A 20,990-nucleotide genomic window follows, 5' to 3' on the forward strand; every position below is an offset into this window, starting at 1 on the left:
AAGAAACAGACATGGAATTTTCAGCCAAACAAATAGCTGCCTATATACAGGGAGAAATCGTGGGAGACGAGAATGCGACCGTACATACCTTCGCCAAAATCGAGGAAGGAATACCCGGCGCGCTGTCTTTCCTTTCCAATCCGAAATACACTCCCTATATCTACGAGTCGAAGGCCAGCATCATCCTGGTGAACAAGGACTTCGAACCCGAACATGAAGTGAAAGCCACCCTCATCAAGGTGGACAACGCCTACGAGAGCCTTGCCAAGCTGATGACGCTCTACGAACAGAGCAAGCCGCGGCTGACGGGCATCGACCCGCTGGCCTTCGTGGCCCCCACGGCCAAGGTGGGAGCGAACGTCTACATAGGTCCCTTTGCCTACGTGGGCGACCATGTGGAGATAGGCGACAATACCGCCCTGCATCCGCGCGCCACCGTGTGTGCCGGAGCCCGCGTGGGCAGCGACTGCATCCTCTATCCGGGGGTTACGGTCTATCATGACTGCCGGGTGGGCAACCGCTGCATCCTGCATGCCGGAAGCGTCATCGGTGCCGACGGCTTCGGATTTGCCCCTACGCCCGACGGTTACGAAAAAATTTCACAAATCGGCATCACCATCCTCGAGGATGACGTGGAGATAGGAGCCAACACGTGCGTAGACCGTGCCACGATGGGAGCCACCATCGTACACCGCGGCGTGAAGCTGGACAACCTTGTCCAGATAGCCCACAACGACGAGATAGGTTCGCACACGGTGATGGCCGCACAGGTAGGCGTGGCCGGTTCGACCAAGGTGGGCGAATGGTGTATGTTCGGCGGCCAAGTAGGCATCGCAGGGCACATCCACATCGGCGACAAAGTCATCTTCGGTGCCCAGTCGGGCGTGCCCAGCAGCACCAAGGGCAACCAGCGCCTGATAGGTACGCCGCCCATGGAAGAGAAGCCCTACTTCAAGTCGCAGGCCATCTTCCGCAAGCTGCCCGATATGTACTTCGAGCTGAACGCGCTCCGCAAAGAACTGAATGAACTCAAAGAACAATTAAAGAAATAGCCCATGTTGAAACAACAGACTCTGAAAGAAAGCTTTTCGCTCAGCGGAAAGGGGCTTCATACAGGCCTCGAGCTGACTGTCACTTTCAATCCGGCACCCGAAAACCATGGATATAAGATCCAGCGCATCGACCTGGAAGGCCAACCCGTCATCGACGCCGTAGCCGAAAACGTGGTCGAGACGACACGCGGCACCGTACTGGCCAAGAACGACGTCAAGGTCAGCACCGTGGAACATGGCATGGCAGCCCTCTACGCCCTGGGCATAGACAACTGCCTGATACAGGTGAACGGTCCCGAATTCCCCATCCTGGACGGAAGCGCCCAATATTATGTAAACGAAATAGAACGTGTAGGCATCGAGGAACAGAATGCCGTGAAGGACTTCTACATCATCAAGTCGAAGACGGAATTCCGCGACGAGAAGACCGGTTCGTCCATCATCCTGCTGCCCGACGAGAGCTTCAGCCTGAACGTACTGGTATCCTACGACTCGACCATCCTGCCCAACCAGTTTGCTACGCTGGAAGACATGGGCAAGTTCAAGGACGAAGTGGCCGCCAGCCGCACCTTTGTCTTTGTACGCGAAATCGAACCCCTGCTTCAGGCAGGCCTCATCAAGGGAGGTGACCTGGACAACGCCATCGTTATCTACGAACGCGAGATGTCGCAGGAGAACTTCGACAAGCTGGCCGACGTGATGGGCGTGCCCCACATGGATGCCAAGCAGCTGGGCTACATCAACCACAAGCCGCTGGTATGGCCCAACGAATGTGCCCGCCACAAGCTGCTCGACGTCATCGGCGACATGGCCTTGATAGGCAAGCCCATCAAGGGACGCATCATCGCCACCCGCCCGGGCCACACCATCAACAACAAGTTTGCCCGCCAGATGCGCAAGGAAATCCGCCTGCACGAGATACAGGCCCCTACCTACGACTGCAACCGTCCGCCCATCATGGACGTGAACCGCATCCGCGAGCTCCTGCCCCACCGCTACCCCATGCAGCTGGTGGACAAGGTTATCGAGATAGGTGCCAACTACATCGTGGGCGTGAAGAACGTCACCTCCAACGAACCTTTCTTCACCGGCCACTTCCCGCAGGAACCGGTCATGCCGGGCGTACTTCAGGTAGAGGCCATGGCACAGACAGGCGGCCTGCTGGTACTGAACTCCGTAGACGAACCCGAACGCTACTCCACCTACTTCATGAAGATAGACGGCGTGAAGTTCCGCCAGAAGGTGGTGCCCGGCGACACACTGATATTCCGTGTAGAGCTGCTGGCTCCTATCCGCCGCGGCGTATCCACCATGAAGGGATATGTATTTGTAGGCGAAAAGGTGGTCTGCGAAGCCGAGTTCATGGCACAGATAGTAAAGAACAAATAAATTAATAATGAAGAATGAAGAATGAAGAATTTCCTTGGGACGCATCCCGTTGCGCAGCCTGAATTCTTCATTCTTCATTCTTAATTCTTCATTCTTCATTCATATTATGATCAGTCCCTTAGCATACATCCATCCCGAAGCGAAGATCGGTGAGAATGTGGAAATCGCTCCCTTTGTCTTCATCGACAAGAACGTGGTCATCGGCGACAACAACAAGATCATGGCGCACGCCAGTATCCTGTATGGCAGCCGCATCGGAAACGGCAATACCATCTTCCCCGGCGCCGTCATCGGTGCCATCCCCCAGGACCTGAAGTTCAGAGGCGAAGAAACGACCGCCGAGATTGGCGACAACAACACCATCCGCGAGAATGTGACCGTGAACCGTGGTACGGCTGCCAAAGGGCGCACCGTTGTGGGCAACAACAACCTGCTGATGGAAGGCGTACACGTGGCCCACGATGCGCAGATAGGGAGCGGATGCATTATCGGTAACTCTACCAAGATGGCGGGTGAAATCGTAATTGACGACAACTCCATCATCAGCGCCAACGTGCTGATGCACCAGTTCTGCCGTGTAGGCGGTTATGGTATGATTCAGGGAGGATGCCGCTTCAGCAAAGATATCCCGCCCTACATCATCGCCGGACGTGAACCGATCTGCTATGCAGGCCTCAATATTGTAGGACTGCGCCGTCGTGGTTTCTCCAACGAAACCATCGAGACCATCCACAATGCCTACCGCCTCATCTACCAGAGCGGCCTCAACACGACCGATGCCCTGAACAAGATTGAAGCGGAAATGGAGATGACGCCCGAGATACGCTACATCGTCGACTTCATCCGAAGCTCGAGCCGAGGCATCATTCCCGCAGGAAAATAAAAACGAAAACAAACTCAAGCAACCAACAGACTCAGACTATGATTTATAGATTTACACTTATCTCCGACGAGTCGGACGACTTCGTCAGAGAAATACAGATTGACCCGGAAGCCACTTTCTACGACTTCCACAAGGCTATCCTGAAAGCTGTCGACTATACCGACGACCAGATGACTTCTTTCTTCATCTGCGACGAAGACTGGGAGAAGGAAAAAGAAGTGACGCTGGAAGAGATGGACGACAACTCCGAAACAGACAGTTGGGTGATGAAAGACACCCGTATCGACGAGCTGGTAGAGGACGAAAAGCAGAAGCTGCTCTACGTGTTCGACTACATGACGGAGCGCTGCTTCTTCATCGAGCTCAGTGAAATCATCACCGGCAAGAACATGAAGGGTGCCAAATGCACCAAGAAGGAAGGCGATGCCCCCAAACAGACGGTAGACTTTGCTGAATTCGAAGCCAAGAACAATGCAGCCCTCGACCTCGACGAAAACTTCTACGGCGACGAAGACTTCGATATGGACGACTTCGACAAGGACGGCTTCGGCGGTTTCGACGAAGGTAGCGGCGGCAATCCTTACGACGAAGACAGATACTAAATACAATGAAGAATGAAGAATTTCCGCTTTGCGGATGAATGAAAAATTCATCCCATAGTCCTATTCTTCATTCTTCATTTTTAATTCTTCATTTCCCTTGACTCTCCTCGTTCTCATAGGCCCCACCGGCGTAGGCAAAACGGAACTGAGCCTGCGGCTGGCAGAAGCGTTCGGCACATGCATCGTGTCGGCCGATTCGCGGCAATTGTATGCCGACCTGAAGATAGGAACGGCCGCCCCGACCGAAGAACAGCTCCGGCGGGTGAAGCACTACATGGTGGGCACGCTGGGCCTGACCGACTACTACAGCGCTGCCCAATACGAAGCGGAAGTCATGAAACTTCTTGAACAGCTGTTCAAGGAAAAAGACGTCGTCGTACTGACCGGCGGCTCCATGATGTATGTGGATGCTGTGTGCAAAGGTATCGACGACATCCCGACCGTAGACAACGAAACACGCACACTGATGCTCCGCCGCTACGAAGAGGAAGGCCTCGACCGCCTCTGCGCCGAGCTCCGCCTGCTCGATCCCGAATACTACCAGATAGTTGACCTGAAAAACCCCAAGCGTGTCATCCACGCCCTCGAAATCTGCTACATGACGGGGAAAACATACACTTCCTTCCGTACCCGACAGACCAAGCCGCGCCCCTTCCGCATCGTCAAGGTGGGACTGACCCGCGACCGCGAGGAACTCTACGACCGCATCAACCGCCGCGTGGACCAGATGATGGCCGAAGGCCTGCTGGACGAAGCCCGTCGCGTCTATCCGCACAAAGACTACAACTCATTGAACACCGTGGGTTACAAGGAACTCTTCAAATACCTGGACGGTGAATGGACACTGGACTTTGCCGTCGAGAAAATCAAACAGAACTCGCGTATCTACTCCCGCAAGCAAATGACCTGGTTCAAGCGCGACACCGATATCCGCTGGTTCCACCCCGAACAAGAAACGGAGATACTGGCGTACCTCCGTTCTCAAATCTGAATTTACCTGTACATACTTATCAAGGCAATGCCCGCACCGTCTGCTTCAGACGGATATCTTTGCTCGATGCACCTACCATGAACTCGAATTCACCCGGCTCTACCATCCAACGCATGTTACGGTCCAGCAGTTGCAGGTCTTCAGGGGTAAGACGGAAGGTGACTTCTTTCGTTTCGCCCGGTTGCAGAGAGACACGTTCGAAACCACGGAGCTGCGAATCGTAGGTGATGACGCTGCTCACCTTGTCGCGTACGTAGAGCTGTACCACTTCGTCGCCCGCCCGCTTGCCTGTGTTGGTCACCTTCAGGCGGATGGTATAGTCTCCTTGCGTGGACTGCTCGAGCGGTGTCACTTCGAGGTCGGAATAGACAAAGGTGGTATAACTTAAGCCATAACCGAAGGGATAAAGCTCACCCAACACACGCGTAGAGCCCGAACCATTGGGACCGGACTGGGGCTGACTGCCATGAGAACCCGGCTTGAAGGGGAAGTTCAGTTCAATCTGTCCCACACTCTTGGGAAAGGTCACCGTGAGCTTGCCGCCCGGATTGTGCTCGCCGAAAAGGGTCTCGGCAATCACCGTTCCGCCCTGACAGCTGGGGAACCAAGTTTCCAGAATGGCAGGGATATGCTTGTCGGCCCAGTTGATGGTGAGCGGCTGGCCGTTGATGAGTACCAGCACGACAGGCTTGCCTGTAGCATGGAGGGCCTCGAGCAATTGCTGCTGACGTCCCGGCAAGTCGAGCGAGGTGCGCGAACGACTTTCGCCCGTACGGTATTCGTCCTCGCCCAATACGGCGACAATGACATCACAATCGGCAGCCTTCTGAACAGCCTCGGCCATGCAGGACTTCTCTTCATCGGTCAACGGAGTGGGCAGAATCTCAGTGGCAGGCCAACCCTTGTCCACGATGTCGCATCCCTTGGCGTAGACCACCTCGGCACTGCCTTTCAGATAGGTGCGGAGACCGTCGAGCACGGTCACCTTCTCCAAACGATTGGGACCGTAACGGCTTTCCATAAAGTTGCTCTCGGCTGCCAACGGACCGGTAACAAGCACTTTGCGCACCTGCTGACGATTCAGCGGAAGAAGGTTGTCTTCATTCTTCAGCAAGACAAGCGACTGTTGCTGTATCTGCTTGACGAAGTCCATGTTGCGGTCCACACCACCTACCTTGTCCGAAGCTTTCGTGTCCTCCACATACGGACGGTCGAAGAGGCCCAGACGGAACTTGACGCGCAGCACTTCGGCCACACGCTTGTCGATGGTAGCCATCGAAATCTTCTTCTGCTCCAGCAGACGGCGGATGGGCAGGATAAAATCGGCCGGCTTCGTGAAGTGGGTACGCACGTTCAGACCTGCTTCGAGCACCTGGCGCACAGCCTCGTCATAGGTATCGGCCACACGATGCTTGGTCTGGACATACTCCACCGCCTCGCTGTCGCTCACCACATAGCCGTCGAAGCCATATTCCTCGCGCAACAGTTCAGTGAGGAAATAGTAACTGGCCGTCACGGGCACACCGTCCCAGTCGTTGTAACTGCTCATGACGCCCATCGGATGAGCCTCCTGAATGACTTTCTTGAAAGGATAAAGATAAAGCTGGTGCAACTCGCGCGGCGCCACATGCGGATCGGTACGGCAATTACCATCGCGTCCGCCTTTGGGTACACTATAGACCGCATAATGTTTCAGCGTCGAAGCCACACCCTGCGACTGGATACCCTTCACCATCTCCGCACCCAGCGAAGCAATCAGATAAGGGTCTTCGCCGTAGCACTCCAGCGTGCGGCCCCAACGGGGATCGCGCACCACGTCGAGGATGGGGGCATAGACATTGGTATAGCCCAAGGCCCGCGCTTCCTGCCCAGCGATGGTACCTGCCTGATGTACCAGTTCGCGGTTCCAAGTGCTGCCGATGGCTATCGGCGCTGGCAGAGGCGTCGCCTTGGTGTGATTCAGGCCATGAATGCCTTCGTTGCTGAAATCCACAGGGATACCCAGTCTCGTCTCTTCCACAAACCAGCGCTGCACGCGGTTGATGGCTTCGGCATGGTTACTGAAGGGATAGAGCATCTGCTCCACGCGGCGCGCCTTGCCGCCCACACCGTTGAGCATCTCGTCGATGTTGGCAATACCGTCCTTCCACACCTCCGTCTTCCACCGCTCCGTGGGAAGGGAGTCTTTCAGTACGCGCCCATACCCGTAGAGTGTAGCCAGCTGGCAGGTTTTTTCGTTGATGTTCATCTGGCGGAGCAGGTCGTCCACCCGCTTGTCCACCGGTTGCGTGGGGTCCTCGTAGACATCTTTCACGCCATTCTTGTTGAAATCGATCCACCCCTTGTGGTAGATGGACTTGTTCTGTGCCTGCTGGGGGAGGGCCACACACAGGCCCAGCAATGCCGCCAGCATCGTTCGTTTGTTCTTCATGTTATTTTCTCTTTCTCTATATGATTGTTTTGATTACTCGTAACACTTCCACAACTCTGCCCTGTCCAGCTTGCGGTAAAGCGCCTGCATCTCTTGCCTGTCCACCCGACCCTTGCGACGCCAGCCTTCCAATACAGGCTCTGTCAGGCGGAAATTCTTTTCCTCAAGGGGAGCCAGACGCTGCATGTAGCCGTTGCCCTCCGCATTGTAGAGCAGGGACCAGTGCAGATAGCGGTCGCTACCCATGCCCCACTTCAGGGAAAACACGTTGTCCTTCAGACGCAGGGAGGCGGCAGACAGAGGTGAAGTACCCAGCGACTGGTCCATCGCCACCATCTGGGGCAAGGCCTCGTCTACCCACAGAGGCACGGCCACACCTGTAGGCGGATAGCCCAGCAAGGTCCACATCGTTGTCAGCTCGGAAGCCTCGCCCTTCTTCACGCCCTGCACCACAACCGAACAGGAAGTGCTGCTGCGAGGGATGAAGTCCTGGTCGGCAAACCAGCCCGAAGCCTCCGCTCCCGTGAAGGGCGGCTGGCGCAGGTCGATGCCCAACAGGCAATTGTGGAAGGAGCGCGACAGGTCGCCAAAGATACGCTGGGGCGTGAGGGCCTGCGCACGTGCCAGAGGCGGAAGCACGCGCTCGGCCTCCTTGTAGCGCACCACGCCTGCTCCCGGCCCATACTGTCCAGACACGGAGAAGTTGGTGCGGGCCACATAGCCATCGGGGGCCGTTGCAGGGTCATTGGCATCGTATATCTTATAGGTATAGTAATCTACCTCGAACATCATGGCCCCGCCCTGCGCATCTATCGCGCCGAAATTGGCCTCTATGCGGCTGGGCTTGGCAAGGGTGTCGAGGAAGTGGCGGAAGTCGTCCACCGTGGCACAGACTTCGAGCGCTCGATAGATGACGCGGCCGTTGGCCTCGCCCCGCTCCTCGCCGTCCTCCACGTCCACGAGGTTGTAGCTCTGCGTATTCATCAGCGCGAAGCCTGCCGAATTGGTACCGATCCACGCCTCACGCTTCAGGTGGAAGTCTTCGCTATTGACCACGGCAATGAAGTCGTACTTCTCGCCGCGGACATACTCCACGTGGTTCTTCAAAAAATCGGTATCGCGATGCTTCCACAACAGGGGGCGTCCGTCAGGTGTCGCCCGTCCGGACACAACGACCGAGGTACAGGCCAGCGCAGGTGTCAGCCAAGCGGCCAGCAGAGCAGTCAAAAGCAGGATGTTTTTCATTTTAAAGCCTCCGTTTACGTTCACGGAGGACAAAGATACGGAAAGTCGAGAGTAGAAAAAACAAGTTTACTTGATTTTTTATACCGAGACGCATCCTATCTTATCAAAAGAAACGCAAAGGTGAGCGGAGAACAAAATATTGAAACTCCTTTCAGCTATTTTTTATCCCGAGCCGCAACCTATCTTATCCCCCAATAGGACAAATCGAGAAAAGCACGAGAGACTGTCCCCAAATAGAGAAGTTCTAACATTTTGTCATTCCGAACGTAGTGAAGAATCTCAAAAACAGCAGCTCGTGTATTGAGATCCTTCACTACGTTCAGGATGACATTACGTTTTGATTACACTCTTCTATTCTGAGACCTCTTGTCAAAATAAACTCAATCTTTAAACCGTACAATCGCCAGCACAGGGTTGTCATCCTCGGCTCGGGTGGCGGCAATCTCCTTCAGCGGGCCATGTACGTTGCCTGCTTCCGACTGTTCTACCAGATCACTGCTGGGAATCAGATAACAGGTCGTGTTCCAAACCGTATTTGTATGGCTTCCGCCACCCAGCCCGCATGACAGTTCCTCGCAGTCCCGATTGACGAGTTTGCATACATACGGCCTTCCGGCTGCATAATCATAAACCATAGATTGGGAAGAGAATCCCGTGCGGGTCTCAAAATCGAATTCAAAATCCACCAGGTCAAAGAAAAAGTAAGAGCCCGTCTTAAAGTCCGGACAGATCACTTTGGGAGTTTCCATGGAGAGTACCGGCGGCGTACGTACCAGCATCGGCGAAAGTACACCTTGGGGAGTATAGGTATAGATTGTATCCGCCGACAAATCACCGATCACATAACTATCCTCACAGCGGATAATGGGATCATAAGCCAAAGCAGCTGAAATACTCCGATTCTCGCCGAGAGGTTTGGACAGACGATTGGATATACGTTTGGTAAAATGAATGTCCAGTTCCTTCACGATCTTTCCGGTCTTTTTGGAAAGCAACATATATGGTTTCGCCAGATTGGAAATACCCTGCTGGTCAACATCCCTGTCGCACACCAACAGACAATCAGCAGAAAAATCCAGAATGCTACCCAGAGCCATCTTGAATGGGATGGGCAACGTACGCTTATACTGTCCTGTAAACGAATACACCTGCATCCGATACCTCAGCAGATAATCCTCGACAAATATTTCCTGTGCTTGGGGATCCACAACTATTCCGTTGATAGACTGATATTCTTTACTGCCCTGTCCGGCATGACAGAAGCTGGAACGCACACTGCCGTCTCCATTAAAGAGGATAATCTCCTCCTCCAATGTATATGCCACAATCAGGCTGTCGGAAACATAACCCAGCATAGCACTAGAATTGGTCAGCAAAGCATTCTTCTTCGTTTCAAGGGGAATGTATTTCACATCGGCCAGATCCTGCAAAACGATTGTCTTTTCAGGATAATCCTTGGTGACATCCAGCGTTGCCAACCCTTGTTCCTTCTTTGTTTCCTGAGTCTGTTCGGCAGAAGCGTTTTCCCCATTGTTCTGCTTGTTTGAACCGTTTGCCCCACAGGAACAAAGCAACAAACCGGCGTACAATACCCATACATAAGTTTTCATGATACCTATTTTAAAAAAAACAGCCCCACAATTATTTACTCAGGTTCAAAGCTCAGGGGCTTTTTCAGTTTGAACCATCTCAACAGATACCCTTTTCTCCAACTTCTTCTTCAAGACTCCCTTCCGATAGCCTTTCCATATCTCCAGTATCTTCCCATCGGGAGCTATCAGTACAAAATAAGGGATGCCGCTCATTTTGTAACGCGACGCAAGCGTCCACCCGCCAGTTTTCAGTTCGTTCCACTGGTGGCCGGGCATCTCGTGTCCGGCCAAAAAAGTAATCCACCGCTCTTTGTTGTCGGTACAAATGCCTACCAACACCAGCTGGTCCGCATAGATTTCGGCTATCTCCTTCAGTTCCGGCTCTGCCATGCGACAAGGACCGCAAGCCACGCTCCAAAAGTCGAGCAGAATGTAGCGTCCTTTCAGTTCGGACAAGTGATGCTTTCTGCCGTCAGCGTCATAAAGAAGTCCGTCCACCATCTCGTCACCTTCATCCACCGTAGGAGCGGGAAAAGCATACGATTCCATCAGTTTTCCCCTCTCCGTATTCTGCCAATCGAGGGGGAGACGGGCATAGAGCTGCTGGAAGTCGGGACGGCAGGAGGCCAAGAAGTCTTGTTGGCCTGTGGCATACCAGGCGATTTCCAGAAACTTGTCCAACCAAGCTTCTGTTACGGATATCGTCTTCAGGTAGGAAAGTCCCTTGCTGACAATACGGTTGTTCAGCTCACGCAATCGTTTCGAAGACAAGCTATCCCACCGCTCGGTTTCTTCGTCCAGACGAAGGATTTCTTCTACCTCAGCGGCAACGCAGGCCTCATAACCCAACATGTCTTTCTGCAGGCCGACATTGGTCGTTACCGTCCATCGGTTCAACCACTTGTCCTCACCTTGAAAGTCAATCCAACCGCCAGGCTCCACCCACAAGTCGAGTACCCAGTTGGGAAAACCTTTTCCCCAACCGAAAAACCTCAGATGTCGAGGGCGGGAAATCGTATCTTCATAGACCATCAGTCCGTCCTGTAAGGGAAACTCAGCAATGGTTTTGCCGGCGCCCATGCGGGGATTGAAATCATAAAGTACCCCCTTCACACTGTCGGGCATGTTCTTCAAGTTCCAACGGATGACGAATTTCCCATCGGAAGGGGAAGCTCCCCAAACGGTTCCACAGCAAACAAACCAAACGAGCAGCCATGCCATGTATTTCATCATAGCCATACTCATTCTTTCTCCAGCTTCACTACCAGAATAGGCGAAGCCTTGAGACGGGCTTCCTTCATGCCGACATAGCCCACCTTGAGCATGGTGCCGTTGGGAGCCGTGAGCGTGAATTTACCGTCCACATCACTCACGGAGCCTCGAGTCGTACCTTCAATTGTGATATAGGCGCCGATGACAGGCTCGCCCTGCGTATCCATCACCCGCCCGCTGACCTTCAGTTCGCCGTCCTTCGTGCTGGCAGCCGCTTTGGTACGGATAACAATGACACCGTTCTTGCCAGCCTCGCCATAGATTGCAACAGCCTCTTCGGGCTTCAACACGGTAACAGACTCAAACTGGTCGGGCGACAAAGACTTGAAAGTGGCTTCATCCACCAGCTTGTCGTCAATTACCACCTGCGCCTTCGACGCGTTGTCCAACACGCGGATGGTGGATACAGTGCCTGCCAAAGCCTTCGGCCCTTCCTTCTTCAGCGTGACCAGCATCACGGCTTTCTTGCTCTTGTCTGTCGTATATTTAGCCACATCAGCCGGTTCTTTCAGAATAATGAAGGATTGGATGCGCTCGGGATTGAGAGCCCCGAGGATTTCAGGGGTTACTTCCCGTCCGTCCACCAGTATCAGCATGTCCACATAGTCGGCAGTGCTTGTCCCCTTTATAATAAGGGGCTGGCTTTTGGGGGCGTCTTTCCCGCCGGCCTCAGTCAGTCTGAACATCATGGGGATGGTATATTTTACCGTCACCGCCTTCCCCTTCTGCATGCCAGGCTTCCACTTAGGCATGGAGCGAACGAGACGGACGGCCTCGGCATCGAGCAGGCGGTCAACACTGTGCAATACACTCACATCGCTGATTGCGCCATTCTTATTAACCAGAAACTGAACAACCACACGCCCCTGCGTGCCTGCCTTCTTGGCCTCTTCGGGATAGCGCATGTTCTGCTCAATATACTTCATCATCTCCTTATAGCCACCAGGGAACTCAGGCATCTGCTCTACCACCTCGAAGACGGATTCGTCGGGTGTCAGGGTGTCTTTCACCACTACGGAGGCAGTTTCTGCCTGATTTGTTTTCATACTTGCCACCAAATCATTAACTTTGGCGCTTGAAAGCTCGTCGGCTACAGCCGACACTTCGGGACGGGCAAAGGCCGACACGGCCAGTGCCGCCAGCGGGAGTACGTAGAGGTACTTTACCCGCGCCCACGGATTGGACTTTTCTTTTAACATCATAGTGATACGTTTTTTAAGTGAACTGTGATTAAAGCTGTTGGCCATAGAGTAGAGCCTTGTGCCGACAGCTTTTTTTATCAATAACATCTGATATTTCTTTGCATCCACGCCCTCGCGCAGTACGGTTTCGTCGGCCTCGTACTCGTGGATGGTCTGCAATTCCTGCTTCAGGAGCCACGCGGCGGGATTGAACCATTGTACGAAGATGCAGAGGTCGGCCAGCAGCAGGTCCAATGAATGATGGTTGCGGATGTGTGCCAGCTCGTGAATGAGTATCTCGCGGCCGTTCTCTTCCAAATCCTTGCGCGAGAGGACAATACAGCGCATCCAGCTGAAGGGAGCGATGTCACAATCGTGCACCACCAGCCTTACATTCTCCGCCCTGCCCGGCAACCAATCGGCCAACCGCTCCAAGCGGCCCCGACGAAGCAAGACAGCCAACCGCCCCAGCGACCACAGGTTACGCACGGCAAAGAAGACAATGCCCACCAGATAGACCAGCAGAGCCACGCGCACCCACAGGGCCGTAGTGGGTTGGGACACGACCTCGCCCTCCGCCTGCACATCGGCCAGCAGGAGGAGCTGTTCCAACGTGAGCATCGTCTCGTGTACAGGAGCGGGACGGTTCACGCTGACTTCCACCAGCGGCAGTACGGACGAGAGCACCAGCAACCCCAGCAGGGCAAAGCGATTGAAGCGATGAAACGTGTCGCGGCTCATCAGCAACTTGTAGAACAGATAGAACACCGCCAGGCAGGCAGCAGACTTGAGTATATAAACTAAAAAGGTTCCCATATTCATTTGTCAATTTAAAACGTTCCTAATGCTTTTTCCAACTCCTGCTTCATAACCTCCGTGCCTGGGAAACCTACATGTTGGTACACCACGCGGCCTTCCCTGTCCAATATCAAGTAGGCGGGGATGCCTGTGAACTGATATTTCTTCAACAGGTCGGCATTCTGTGCGTTGGTCAGATAATAATGCTCGCCATGAATGTCGGGAATCATCTTCTTCCATAACACCTGCGGAGAGGTTTCGTCGGTCACGAACACAAAATCCACCTCCTTACCCTTCAGTTCCTCCTTCATCGGCTGCATGCTCTTCATGGCCTGACGGCACGGACCGCACCACGTGGCCCAGAAGTCTATCAACACCACACGTCCCTTGTGACGGGCAGCAATGGCCGGCAGCAGGCTGTCGCCTCTGACGGAAGCGTCCAGCGTAGCAATGGTGTAACCGTCGCCTTCATTGGCAGACTTTTTCAGAGCCTCTGCGTATTCGTGGTGTTTGGTCAGAACATATTCGCGGATGGCAGGCGTCTGCAGGCTGTCCACCTTGGCCAGCAACGTATCGGGCAGCGGAGCCATACGTCCCAGGTAGCAGCGCGCCATCTCGTTCAAGGCCGTGCTTTCCATATCCTTGCACCAGGGGTGGTCTGCGGCAGGGTCGTGAGCCTCACTCAAGGCCGACACAATGCTCGAATAGCGCGTAGTCATCATCATGGCCGGTGAGCGGAGCGAGTCAAGCGCCATGATTTCGTCGCGGAAGCCAGGCCCTTCTACCAGGTTGCCCCGCTTCTGTCCTTTGACCCGCAGAGCAAAACCTATGGTGTACTTGGCAGAGGAAACATTGCTGAATGTCAGGGCCTGCAACTCCAAGTGCAGCAGTCTCTTCACTGAGGCACTGAACGAAGCATCGTTCTCCAGCCATCGTTCCACCCGATCGTAATAGGCCAATATCTTTTCTTTCAGTTCATCCACCGACATTGTACCGATGTCGTCCAGCTCATCGGTCGCATCCAGGCTGTAAGGGCTGTTGGCCAAGGCAGTGTTCAGCCCGTCGTAATCACCTTCGAACCATACTTTCTGCACGTTCTTGTACTCTTCGCCAAAGAGATGCGTACCCGCCATCTGCATGGCGTGATAGTTGACGGTCATCGTCACCTCGCTGCCCGGCACCACGAAGACCGAGAACTTCCGCCTGCCCACGTAGAACGACTTCAACCCTGGATGGGTCAAGTAGTCGTCTATCACACAAACGCCATCCTTCTCTTCGACTGAAATAGGCAGGAACGACTGCGCGCCCCATTCGCTCAAACCATAACGGATGCTGCCCGGCGACACCTTGCCCAGGAAACGGACGGTGATGCGGAACTTTCCAAAGGCAGGCTCGGCCGCCGGCAGAGGGCGGTCATAGTCGGGCCGATGATTGACCAAACGTTCGGGCACAACGATTTCGGGCTTTTTGCCGTCCAAATGTATCTGAAGCAGTTTCCAGCCCCTGTCCACATTTTCCTGAAAATCGAATGTGGCGACATCGAGCGGAAGTGGTTCGAATGTCCACTGCATGCTGACCTTCCCGTTAACGGCTACCTCCAAATCCTCCGTGGTAGAAATGCCTTCAGCCTTCTTCAAGGCATATTGCTTGCCTCCGGCCGACAAGGTAGCCGAAGGCGACAACCTGATTGCATCACCCATGGCTCCGGCATAATAGTCTACGTCGACCACCGTACGGTCATCATAGAGAGATACACGGTTCACTTCCAGCCTTGTCTCCCCGCCCAGGAAGTAAGGTTTCTCCACCACCTTCAGTTGTGCGTACCCACTCAGCCAGCACAGCAAGGACAACATTACCAATAATATCTTTTTCATACGGATTCTGTATTAAATTATTTAAGTTTCGCATATAATATTTCCTTGGAAGTTAAGAACTTATAGAAGTTATCACTTCGCTTTGCTCTGTTAGAAGTTAAAGCCGGTAGTTTCGTAATAGTAAATGGTTAATGATTAATGAGTCGTAGAAATTCTACATTCTTCATTTTCTCGTCTATTGGCTTTAACTTCTAAGCCCACCATAGTGGGCGATAACTCCTTTTAACTCCTTTAACTCCTACAAGTTTAACTTATCATTGTTTCTCGCCCGACACCTGCCGGATAGCCTCCAGCAGCTCGTCGCGCTTCTGCTGGCTGGTACCTATCACCAGCTTGCGCACCACGCCCTGCTTATCCAGCACTACGGTAGTAGGTGTCTGCTGCACGCCGAACATCTTCCACAGCACAGAGTCGCCTGCCACCTGATGGAAGCGGAAGCCACGACGCTCCACAATCTTCTTGATCTGTTCGGGCGTATTCCAGGTGACGGCCAGGTAGTTCACGTCGGGGCAGGTGTCCATCCACCCATTCAGCTCGGGCATCTCGCGGATACAAGGGCCGCAACCTGTGTACCAGAAGTTCAACACCAGCGGACGCCCCTGCGTGTTACTGTCGGTCCAGCGGGTGCCGTCCGTGGCCTGCACGCTGAAGGGCTTGATGCGCTCGCCCTCCTTCAAGGCCAACTTGGGAGTACGATCTATGATGGACAGGAACTGCTTGTTTTCCTTCGCCTTCTCCAGCCAATAGTCGGCATCCTTCACTTCGGACAGGGGAATGGCATATTCTTTCGACTTCTCGCTCAGCTTGATGCCAGTCACCAGCAACAGCATCCGCCCGTCGTCGCCCTTCAGGAAGGACATCCGATAGGAAGCTCCCTGCAACTCCGAAGGCATTTCCGCAAAGAAGCAGCTGTCCACCAGCAGCTTCGGTTCCTTTTTCCCGTCCGACTGCCCCCAGACAGCTACGGTCAGGCTGCACAACAGCCACATCATCATAAGAATACGCTTGCTCATAACCGTCCCTCCTCTACTTTCTGTATCAGTTCCTTCAGTTCCTTCAGCGAAATGTCCTCCTCCTTCACCAGAGACGACACGGCGCCCAGGTAGGAATTGTTGAAATACTTGCTGATGACGCTCCGCAGGGTGCGGCGGCTGAAGTCGTCGCGACTGACGGTGGCATAATATTGATAGGTATTGCCATAGGCCTTGTGCGACAGATAGCCTTTCTCCTCGAGCCCACGCACAATGGTGGACAGGGTATTGAAATGCGGCTTCGGCTCGTCGTAGAAAGCCAGCATCTCCTTCACGAACAGCGGGCCTTTTTCCCAGAAAAAGCCCATGATTTCTTCTTCTTTAGCGGTCAGTCCTTTCATATTTTCTCAGTTTTTAGCTCTTCCATCCGCAAATAACGAAAGAATTTAGTTCATAAACTAATTTTTCTCGTTAATAAGAACTAAAAGATTTAGTTTGCTTGAAAGAAGGGAAGGAGGCTAACTTTCTCACCACAGATTACGCGGATTTTCACAGATTATCCAGTCTTGACAATCTGGTATCTAAAAAATCTGTGGCAATCTGTGTAATCTGTGGTCAACCCACGAAATACCTACAAATGGGGATTGTGCCGTCCGCCAAAAAATCGTTAATTTGCGGCCGAGAAAAGAACAACCGCTGCCCTAAGGCAGTTATAACAGTAACAAGCATTTACGCCCATGAACGAACCGCATAAATACCGCGCCACGGACAAGATGAGCGACCTCATCTGCGACAATTACTCCCTACTGATGGTGATGAGCCGCTTCGGCTTGTCGCTGGGCTTCGGCGACCGTTCGGTGAAGGACGTCTGCCAGACACAGGGGGTGGACTACAAGACCTTTCTGGCCGTAGCCAACTTCATCAGCCACGAACCCTACACGTACAGCGGCGAGGAGGACGACTTCTCGCTCACCGCCCTGATGGACTACCTGAAGCGGGCGCACGCGTACTTCCTCGACTTCAACCTGCCTGCCATCCGACGCAAGCTCATCGAGGCCATCGACTGCTCGGGTACCAACGATGTGGCCTTCCTCATCCTGAAGTTCTTCGACGAATATGCCAAGGAGGTGCGCCGCCACATGGAGTACGAGAACCAGGCCGTCTTCACCTACGTGGACGGGCTGTTGCAAGGCCGCCTGTCCGACACCTACGACATCGCCACCTTCGCCAGCCACCACAACCAGATAGACAGCAAGCTGACGGAACTGAAGAACATCATCATCAAGTATTACCCCGAGAAAGAGAACAACAACCTGCTGAACGCCGTCCTGTTCGACATCTTCAATTGCGAGCAGGACCTGGCGTCGCACTGCCAGGTGGAGGACTACATGTTTGTGCCCGCCGTGGCGCAGATGGAAAGGAGATTGAAAGATGAGCACCAATAACCAGTCGTTGAAGATAGTCGTGGCCGAAGCGTCCATCATCATCCGCAGTGGCGTATCGGCCGTATTGAAACGCATCCCCAACCTCGACATCCATCCCATCGAGGTGAACTCGGTCGAGGCACTGAGCCACTACGCCCACCTGCACCAGCCGGACATGGTCATCATCAATCCTTCGTTCGACGGATGGTTCAACCTGCCCGCCTTCAAGGCCGAACATCCCCGCCTGACGGGTGTGAAGTATATCGCCCTCATCTCATCGGTAACGAACAACAACGTGCTGAAGGAGTACGACGAGCGCTTCTCCATCTGCGACGACCTCGACATCATCGCCGCCAAGCTGAACGGCCTGCTCCGTGGCGACGAGGAGGAAGAGGAGGAGAAGGACAACGAATCGGACACGCTGAGCCAGCGCGAGAAGGAAATCGTGACCTGCGTCGTGAAGGGCATGACGAACAAGGCCATTGCCGACAAGCTCTTCCTGAGCATCCACACCGTCATCACCCACCGCCGCAACATCGCGCGCAAGCTGCAGATACACTCGCCCGCCGGCCTCACCATCTATGCCATCGTCAACAAGCTGGTGGAGCTGAGCGATATCAAGGAGAAGCTGTAAAGCTCATTTTTTACCACAGATTACGCAGATTGGCGCAGATTTCAGAGATATTTCTTTTTAGAAATCTGTGCCAATCTGTGTAATCTGTGGTGGACAAACAAGGAAATTCCCGCCCCACGATATCGCATCGGAGGGCGGGAATCTTTTTACCTTTCTAAAAGTGGTTACGTAATTATGACTAACTAATTCATTCAAATCTGATGGTGCAAAGGTAATGCATCGCGGCGGACGGTGCAATCGCTTGAAGTAGGTATTTTCGGGTACGAAACATCAGGCAGTAGGTATTGAGGACGATTATTCTCAATTTTCCATTCTCCATTCATCAAGCGTAGCTGTGCATGCCTCCCAGCAGGAAATTGACGCCGAAGTAGGTAACCAGCACGCAGAGGAAAGCCACCACACTGAACACGTGGAAGAACAACGGACGGCGGAAGCAGGGCAACGAAGCAGGATGGAGCGCCAGGGCATAGACAAGCATCGTGACCAGCGCCCACACTTCCTTGGGGTCCCATCCCCAGTAGCGGTCCCACGACACATTGGCCCACACGGCGCCGATGAAGATGCCCACGGCCAGCAGGAAGACGGCCGGATAGAGCAGCAGGCGGCTCACCACCTGAAGGCGCTCCACCTGAGCTTCACACTCCCTGCACGAAGCAAGCAGAACCAGTGCCGCCACCCCATTGAGCATGACGAAGGCCAGCAGGGCGTAGGCCACCATGATGACCGCCACATGCACACTGAGCAGGGGCGAGGCAAGGACAGGCATCAGTTGGCCCACCTGCGGATTGCGCTCGCCCAGCATGGACACCACCAACGCCAACCCACACACCAGGAAGCCCAAAGGGAGCGCCAGGGGCAGACGGCGATGGAAGACGAGGGTGAGCAGGGTGGCACAAAGGGCCAGCAGGTGCATCGTCTCGTGCCCGTTGGACATGGGCAGGTGACCACTCACCAGGCCGCGAAGCGCCATCAGGCCTGCCAGCCAACAGGCCATCAGGCCCATCACGACCAGCGACACACGACTTACCCCTCGCCTCTCCTGCCGACGAAGCATCAGGCAGCGGACAGAATAAACAAAGGAGAACAATCCCAGCACGACAGAGGCCACGGCCAGCGAAAAGCTGTCGTTCACCTGGTTATAGACCCTCTCGGCACCAAAGCGGAGGTCAGAGGGCAACAACGCCCCACCCTCGCGCTGCTGGTAGCGACGTATCTTGCCCACCAGCCGCTCCACCTCCGTAAAGTGCTTGCGCGCCACCTGTTCGGCCACGTAGTTCATCGCCCCACGCACGAAAGTGCCTTCTTCGAGGGGCATGTCGCGCGGCAGGCGGTCGGCCAGGGAGAGCCACTCCAAGCGGGAAGCATCGGCCGACGACGGGGGCATATAGGGAAAAATGCGCCACGCCGCCCCCGTCGCCACGCTGCTCACCAGGCTGAACTTCTCGTTGGCCTCGCCCACGGCCTTCGCGTCGGCCATGGAAGCGTCGGCCAAGGCTTCGGCATCGAGTCGGTAGCCATCAGGGCCGAAGAAGTCCTGCAACGAGGCATAGCCCCCCTCCACCCCCAGCAGGCGGCGCACGTCGGCACTCTTCACGCGGATGCACGGCTCGCGCTTCCAGTCGTCGTAGTAGAAGAACCAACCCGTCAGCACCTGCTCGGCTGTGAGGCCCCGATACGTGGGCTTGCCACAGAGCTTCATGGTGAAGTCCTTGGCCAGCGTCTGCAGGGGGCAGACGCGGTCGTTGTAGTAGACATAGAGCCGGCCGAAGCAAGCAGCCGTCTCGCGCGGCAAGGTGCGCGGCAGGTCTTCGGCCGCCCGTACGAAGGGCGCGGCCAGCAGCAGGCCTGCCACGCCCGCCGCCCGAAGCGAGGGGTGGCGAAGCAGGCGTCGGAACCCGCTCTGAGGCTCAAGGAAGAAGGCCAGGGCCGAAAGCAACAGAAGGACATAGCCCGCATAGGTGAGGCTGATGCCCCAAGGGTCGCAGGCCACGGACAAGGTGACGCCCTGCCCGTCGGAGTCGTAGCCCGACTGATAGAAGCGGTAGCCCTCATGGCGGAAGATGCGGTTCATGGACACCTCGCCCTGATGCACTTCATCGCCTGAGGCCAGCGTGAAGCGGCTCACGAAGTCTTTCGGCGCCGATGTGCCCGCATAATACTCCACCCTGAACTCCTCCAGCGAGAGGCGGAAGGGGAAGGCCGCCGTCCGCCCCTCGGACGTTGCAAAGGCCTCCACCTCCTCGCCCTGCCGCAGGTGCACGCGCCCCTGCACGCCCCACACGTGGGTGACCAGCGCACCCAGCAGAATGAGCGCCAAGGAGAGGTGAAACAAAAAAGTCGCCCGACGCTTCTGCACCCGACGGCGCCACAGATAACCGATACCCGCAACGGACATCAGCGCCCAGCAGGCCACGAACCAAGGCGAGCCATAGACGTGGCGCACGACCAAGGGAGTGCCCCACACCTTCTCCACACACGTGGCGGCCATCAATACACAGACAAGCAGGCCCAACAGGCCGAAGGAAAGGTTTCGCAAGATTTTCATACCAGAAAAGAGTTTATAGGGAAAAGCAGTGCTTTACACCACAAAAAGCACTGCTTTACACATACGAACTCCATGTTTTAAAAAGTTCTGTGCAAAGCAATGCTAT

General features: G+C 54.7%; 16 protein-coding genes. 7 read left to right on the plus strand and 9 right to left on the minus strand.

Annotated elements, in window-relative coordinates; genetic code table 11:
• Positions 1–11: 11 nt before the first annotated feature.
• The 5 genes from lpxD (at position 12) to miaA (ending at position 4,917) form a co-directional block, all read left to right on the plus strand.
• Entirely contained in the window at positions 12–1,052 is a 1,041-nt protein-coding gene (gene lpxD, locus RDO88_RS02725) for a UDP-3-O-(3-hydroxymyristoyl)glucosamine N-acyltransferase (RefSeq protein ID WP_307757897.1), read from the plus strand.
• A 3-nt stretch (positions 1,053–1,055) separates the two neighbouring features.
• Entirely contained in the window at positions 1,056–2,441 is a 1,386-nt protein-coding gene (locus RDO88_RS02730) for a bifunctional UDP-3-O-[3-hydroxymyristoyl] N-acetylglucosamine deacetylase/3-hydroxyacyl-ACP dehydratase (protein WP_307757898.1), read from the plus strand.
• Between the two features lie 106 nt (positions 2,442–2,547).
• Positions 2,548–3,324: an acyl-ACP--UDP-N-acetylglucosamine O-acyltransferase gene (gene lpxA / locus RDO88_RS02735; RefSeq protein ID WP_307757899.1), complete on the plus strand. Its 777-nt coding sequence runs from the start codon at positions 2,548–2,550 to the stop codon at positions 3,322–3,324.
• A 38-nt stretch (positions 3,325–3,362) separates the two neighbouring features.
• Positions 3,363–3,926: a hypothetical protein gene (locus tag RDO88_RS02740; protein WP_307757900.1), complete on the plus strand. Its 564-nt coding sequence runs from the start codon at positions 3,363–3,365 to the stop codon at positions 3,924–3,926.
• Between the two features lie 97 nt (positions 3,927–4,023).
• Positions 4,024–4,917, plus strand: a complete 894-nt coding sequence (gene miaA, locus RDO88_RS02745; RefSeq protein WP_307757901.1) for a tRNA (adenosine(37)-N6)-dimethylallyltransferase MiaA — start codon at positions 4,024–4,026, stop codon at positions 4,915–4,917.
• A 19-nt stretch (positions 4,918–4,936) separates the two neighbouring features.
• Here miaA and RDO88_RS02750 read toward each other — a convergent pair whose 3' ends face one another.
• The 8 genes from RDO88_RS02750 to RDO88_RS02785 all read right to left on the minus strand — a co-directional run bounded on the left by RDO88_RS02750 (position 4,937) and on the right by RDO88_RS02785 (position 16,682).
• Positions 4,937–7,348, minus strand: coding sequence for a glycoside hydrolase family 3 N-terminal domain-containing protein (locus tag RDO88_RS02750; protein WP_307757902.1), 2,412 nt, complete (start codon positions 7,346–7,348; stop codon positions 4,937–4,939).
• A gap of 33 nt (positions 7,349–7,381) precedes the next feature.
• Positions 7,382–8,593, minus strand: coding sequence for a hypothetical protein (locus RDO88_RS02755; protein ID WP_307757903.1), 1,212 nt, complete (start codon positions 8,591–8,593; stop codon positions 7,382–7,384).
• Between the two features lie 380 nt (positions 8,594–8,973).
• Entirely contained in the window at positions 8,974–10,203 is a 1,230-nt protein-coding gene (locus RDO88_RS02760; RefSeq protein ID WP_307757904.1) for a 6-bladed beta-propeller, read from the minus strand.
• A 45-nt stretch (positions 10,204–10,248) separates the two neighbouring features.
• On the minus strand, positions 10,249–11,424 hold the full coding sequence (locus RDO88_RS02765; protein ID WP_307757905.1) for a thioredoxin-like domain-containing protein: 1,176 nt from the start codon (positions 11,422–11,424) through the stop codon (positions 10,249–10,251).
• Between the two features lie 2 nt (positions 11,425–11,426).
• Entirely contained in the window at positions 11,427–13,454 is a 2,028-nt protein-coding gene (locus RDO88_RS02770; protein ID WP_307757906.1) for a TonB family protein, read from the minus strand.
• Between the two features lie 14 nt (positions 13,455–13,468).
• Positions 13,469–15,310, minus strand: a complete 1,842-nt coding sequence (locus RDO88_RS02775; protein ID WP_307757907.1) for a redoxin family protein — start codon at positions 15,308–15,310, stop codon at positions 13,469–13,471.
• Between the two features lie 254 nt (positions 15,311–15,564).
• Positions 15,565–16,323 carry a redoxin domain-containing protein gene (locus RDO88_RS02780; protein WP_307757908.1) on the minus strand — a complete coding sequence of 253 codons (759 nt, stop codon included), beginning with the start codon at positions 16,321–16,323 and terminating at the stop codon, positions 15,565–15,567.
• On the minus strand, positions 16,320–16,682 hold the full coding sequence (locus tag RDO88_RS02785) for a BlaI/MecI/CopY family transcriptional regulator (protein WP_072544500.1): 363 nt from the start codon (positions 16,680–16,682) through the stop codon (positions 16,320–16,322). Before RDO88_RS02785 ends, RDO88_RS02780 begins: the two co-directional genes overlap by 4 nt.
• Before the next feature lie 336 nt (positions 16,683–17,018).
• On the opposite strand from RDO88_RS02785, the gene RDO88_RS02790 reads away from it, so the two are divergent.
• Both RDO88_RS02790 and RDO88_RS02795 read left to right on the plus strand, forming a co-directional pair.
• Positions 17,019–17,726, plus strand: a complete 708-nt coding sequence (locus RDO88_RS02790) for a hemerythrin domain-containing protein (protein ID WP_307757909.1) — start codon at positions 17,019–17,021, stop codon at positions 17,724–17,726.
• Positions 17,713–18,339 carry a LuxR C-terminal-related transcriptional regulator gene (locus tag RDO88_RS02795; protein WP_307757910.1) on the plus strand — a complete coding sequence of 209 codons (627 nt, stop codon included), beginning with the start codon at positions 17,713–17,715 and terminating at the stop codon, positions 18,337–18,339. The genes RDO88_RS02790 and RDO88_RS02795 overlap by 14 nt, the downstream gene beginning before the upstream one ends.
• 322 nt (positions 18,340–18,661) lie before the next feature.
• Here the strand turns inward: RDO88_RS02795 and ccsA are convergent, their stop codons facing one another.
• On the minus strand, positions 18,662–20,884 hold the full coding sequence (gene ccsA, locus RDO88_RS02800) for a cytochrome c biogenesis protein CcsA (RefSeq protein ID WP_307757911.1): 2,223 nt from the start codon (positions 20,882–20,884) through the stop codon (positions 18,662–18,664).
• Positions 20,885–20,990: the final 106 nt, after the last annotated feature.

The organism is uncultured Mediterranea sp. (assembly GCF_902493215.1).
GTDB lineage: Bacteria > Bacteroidota > Bacteroidia > Bacteroidales > Bacteroidaceae > Bacteroides.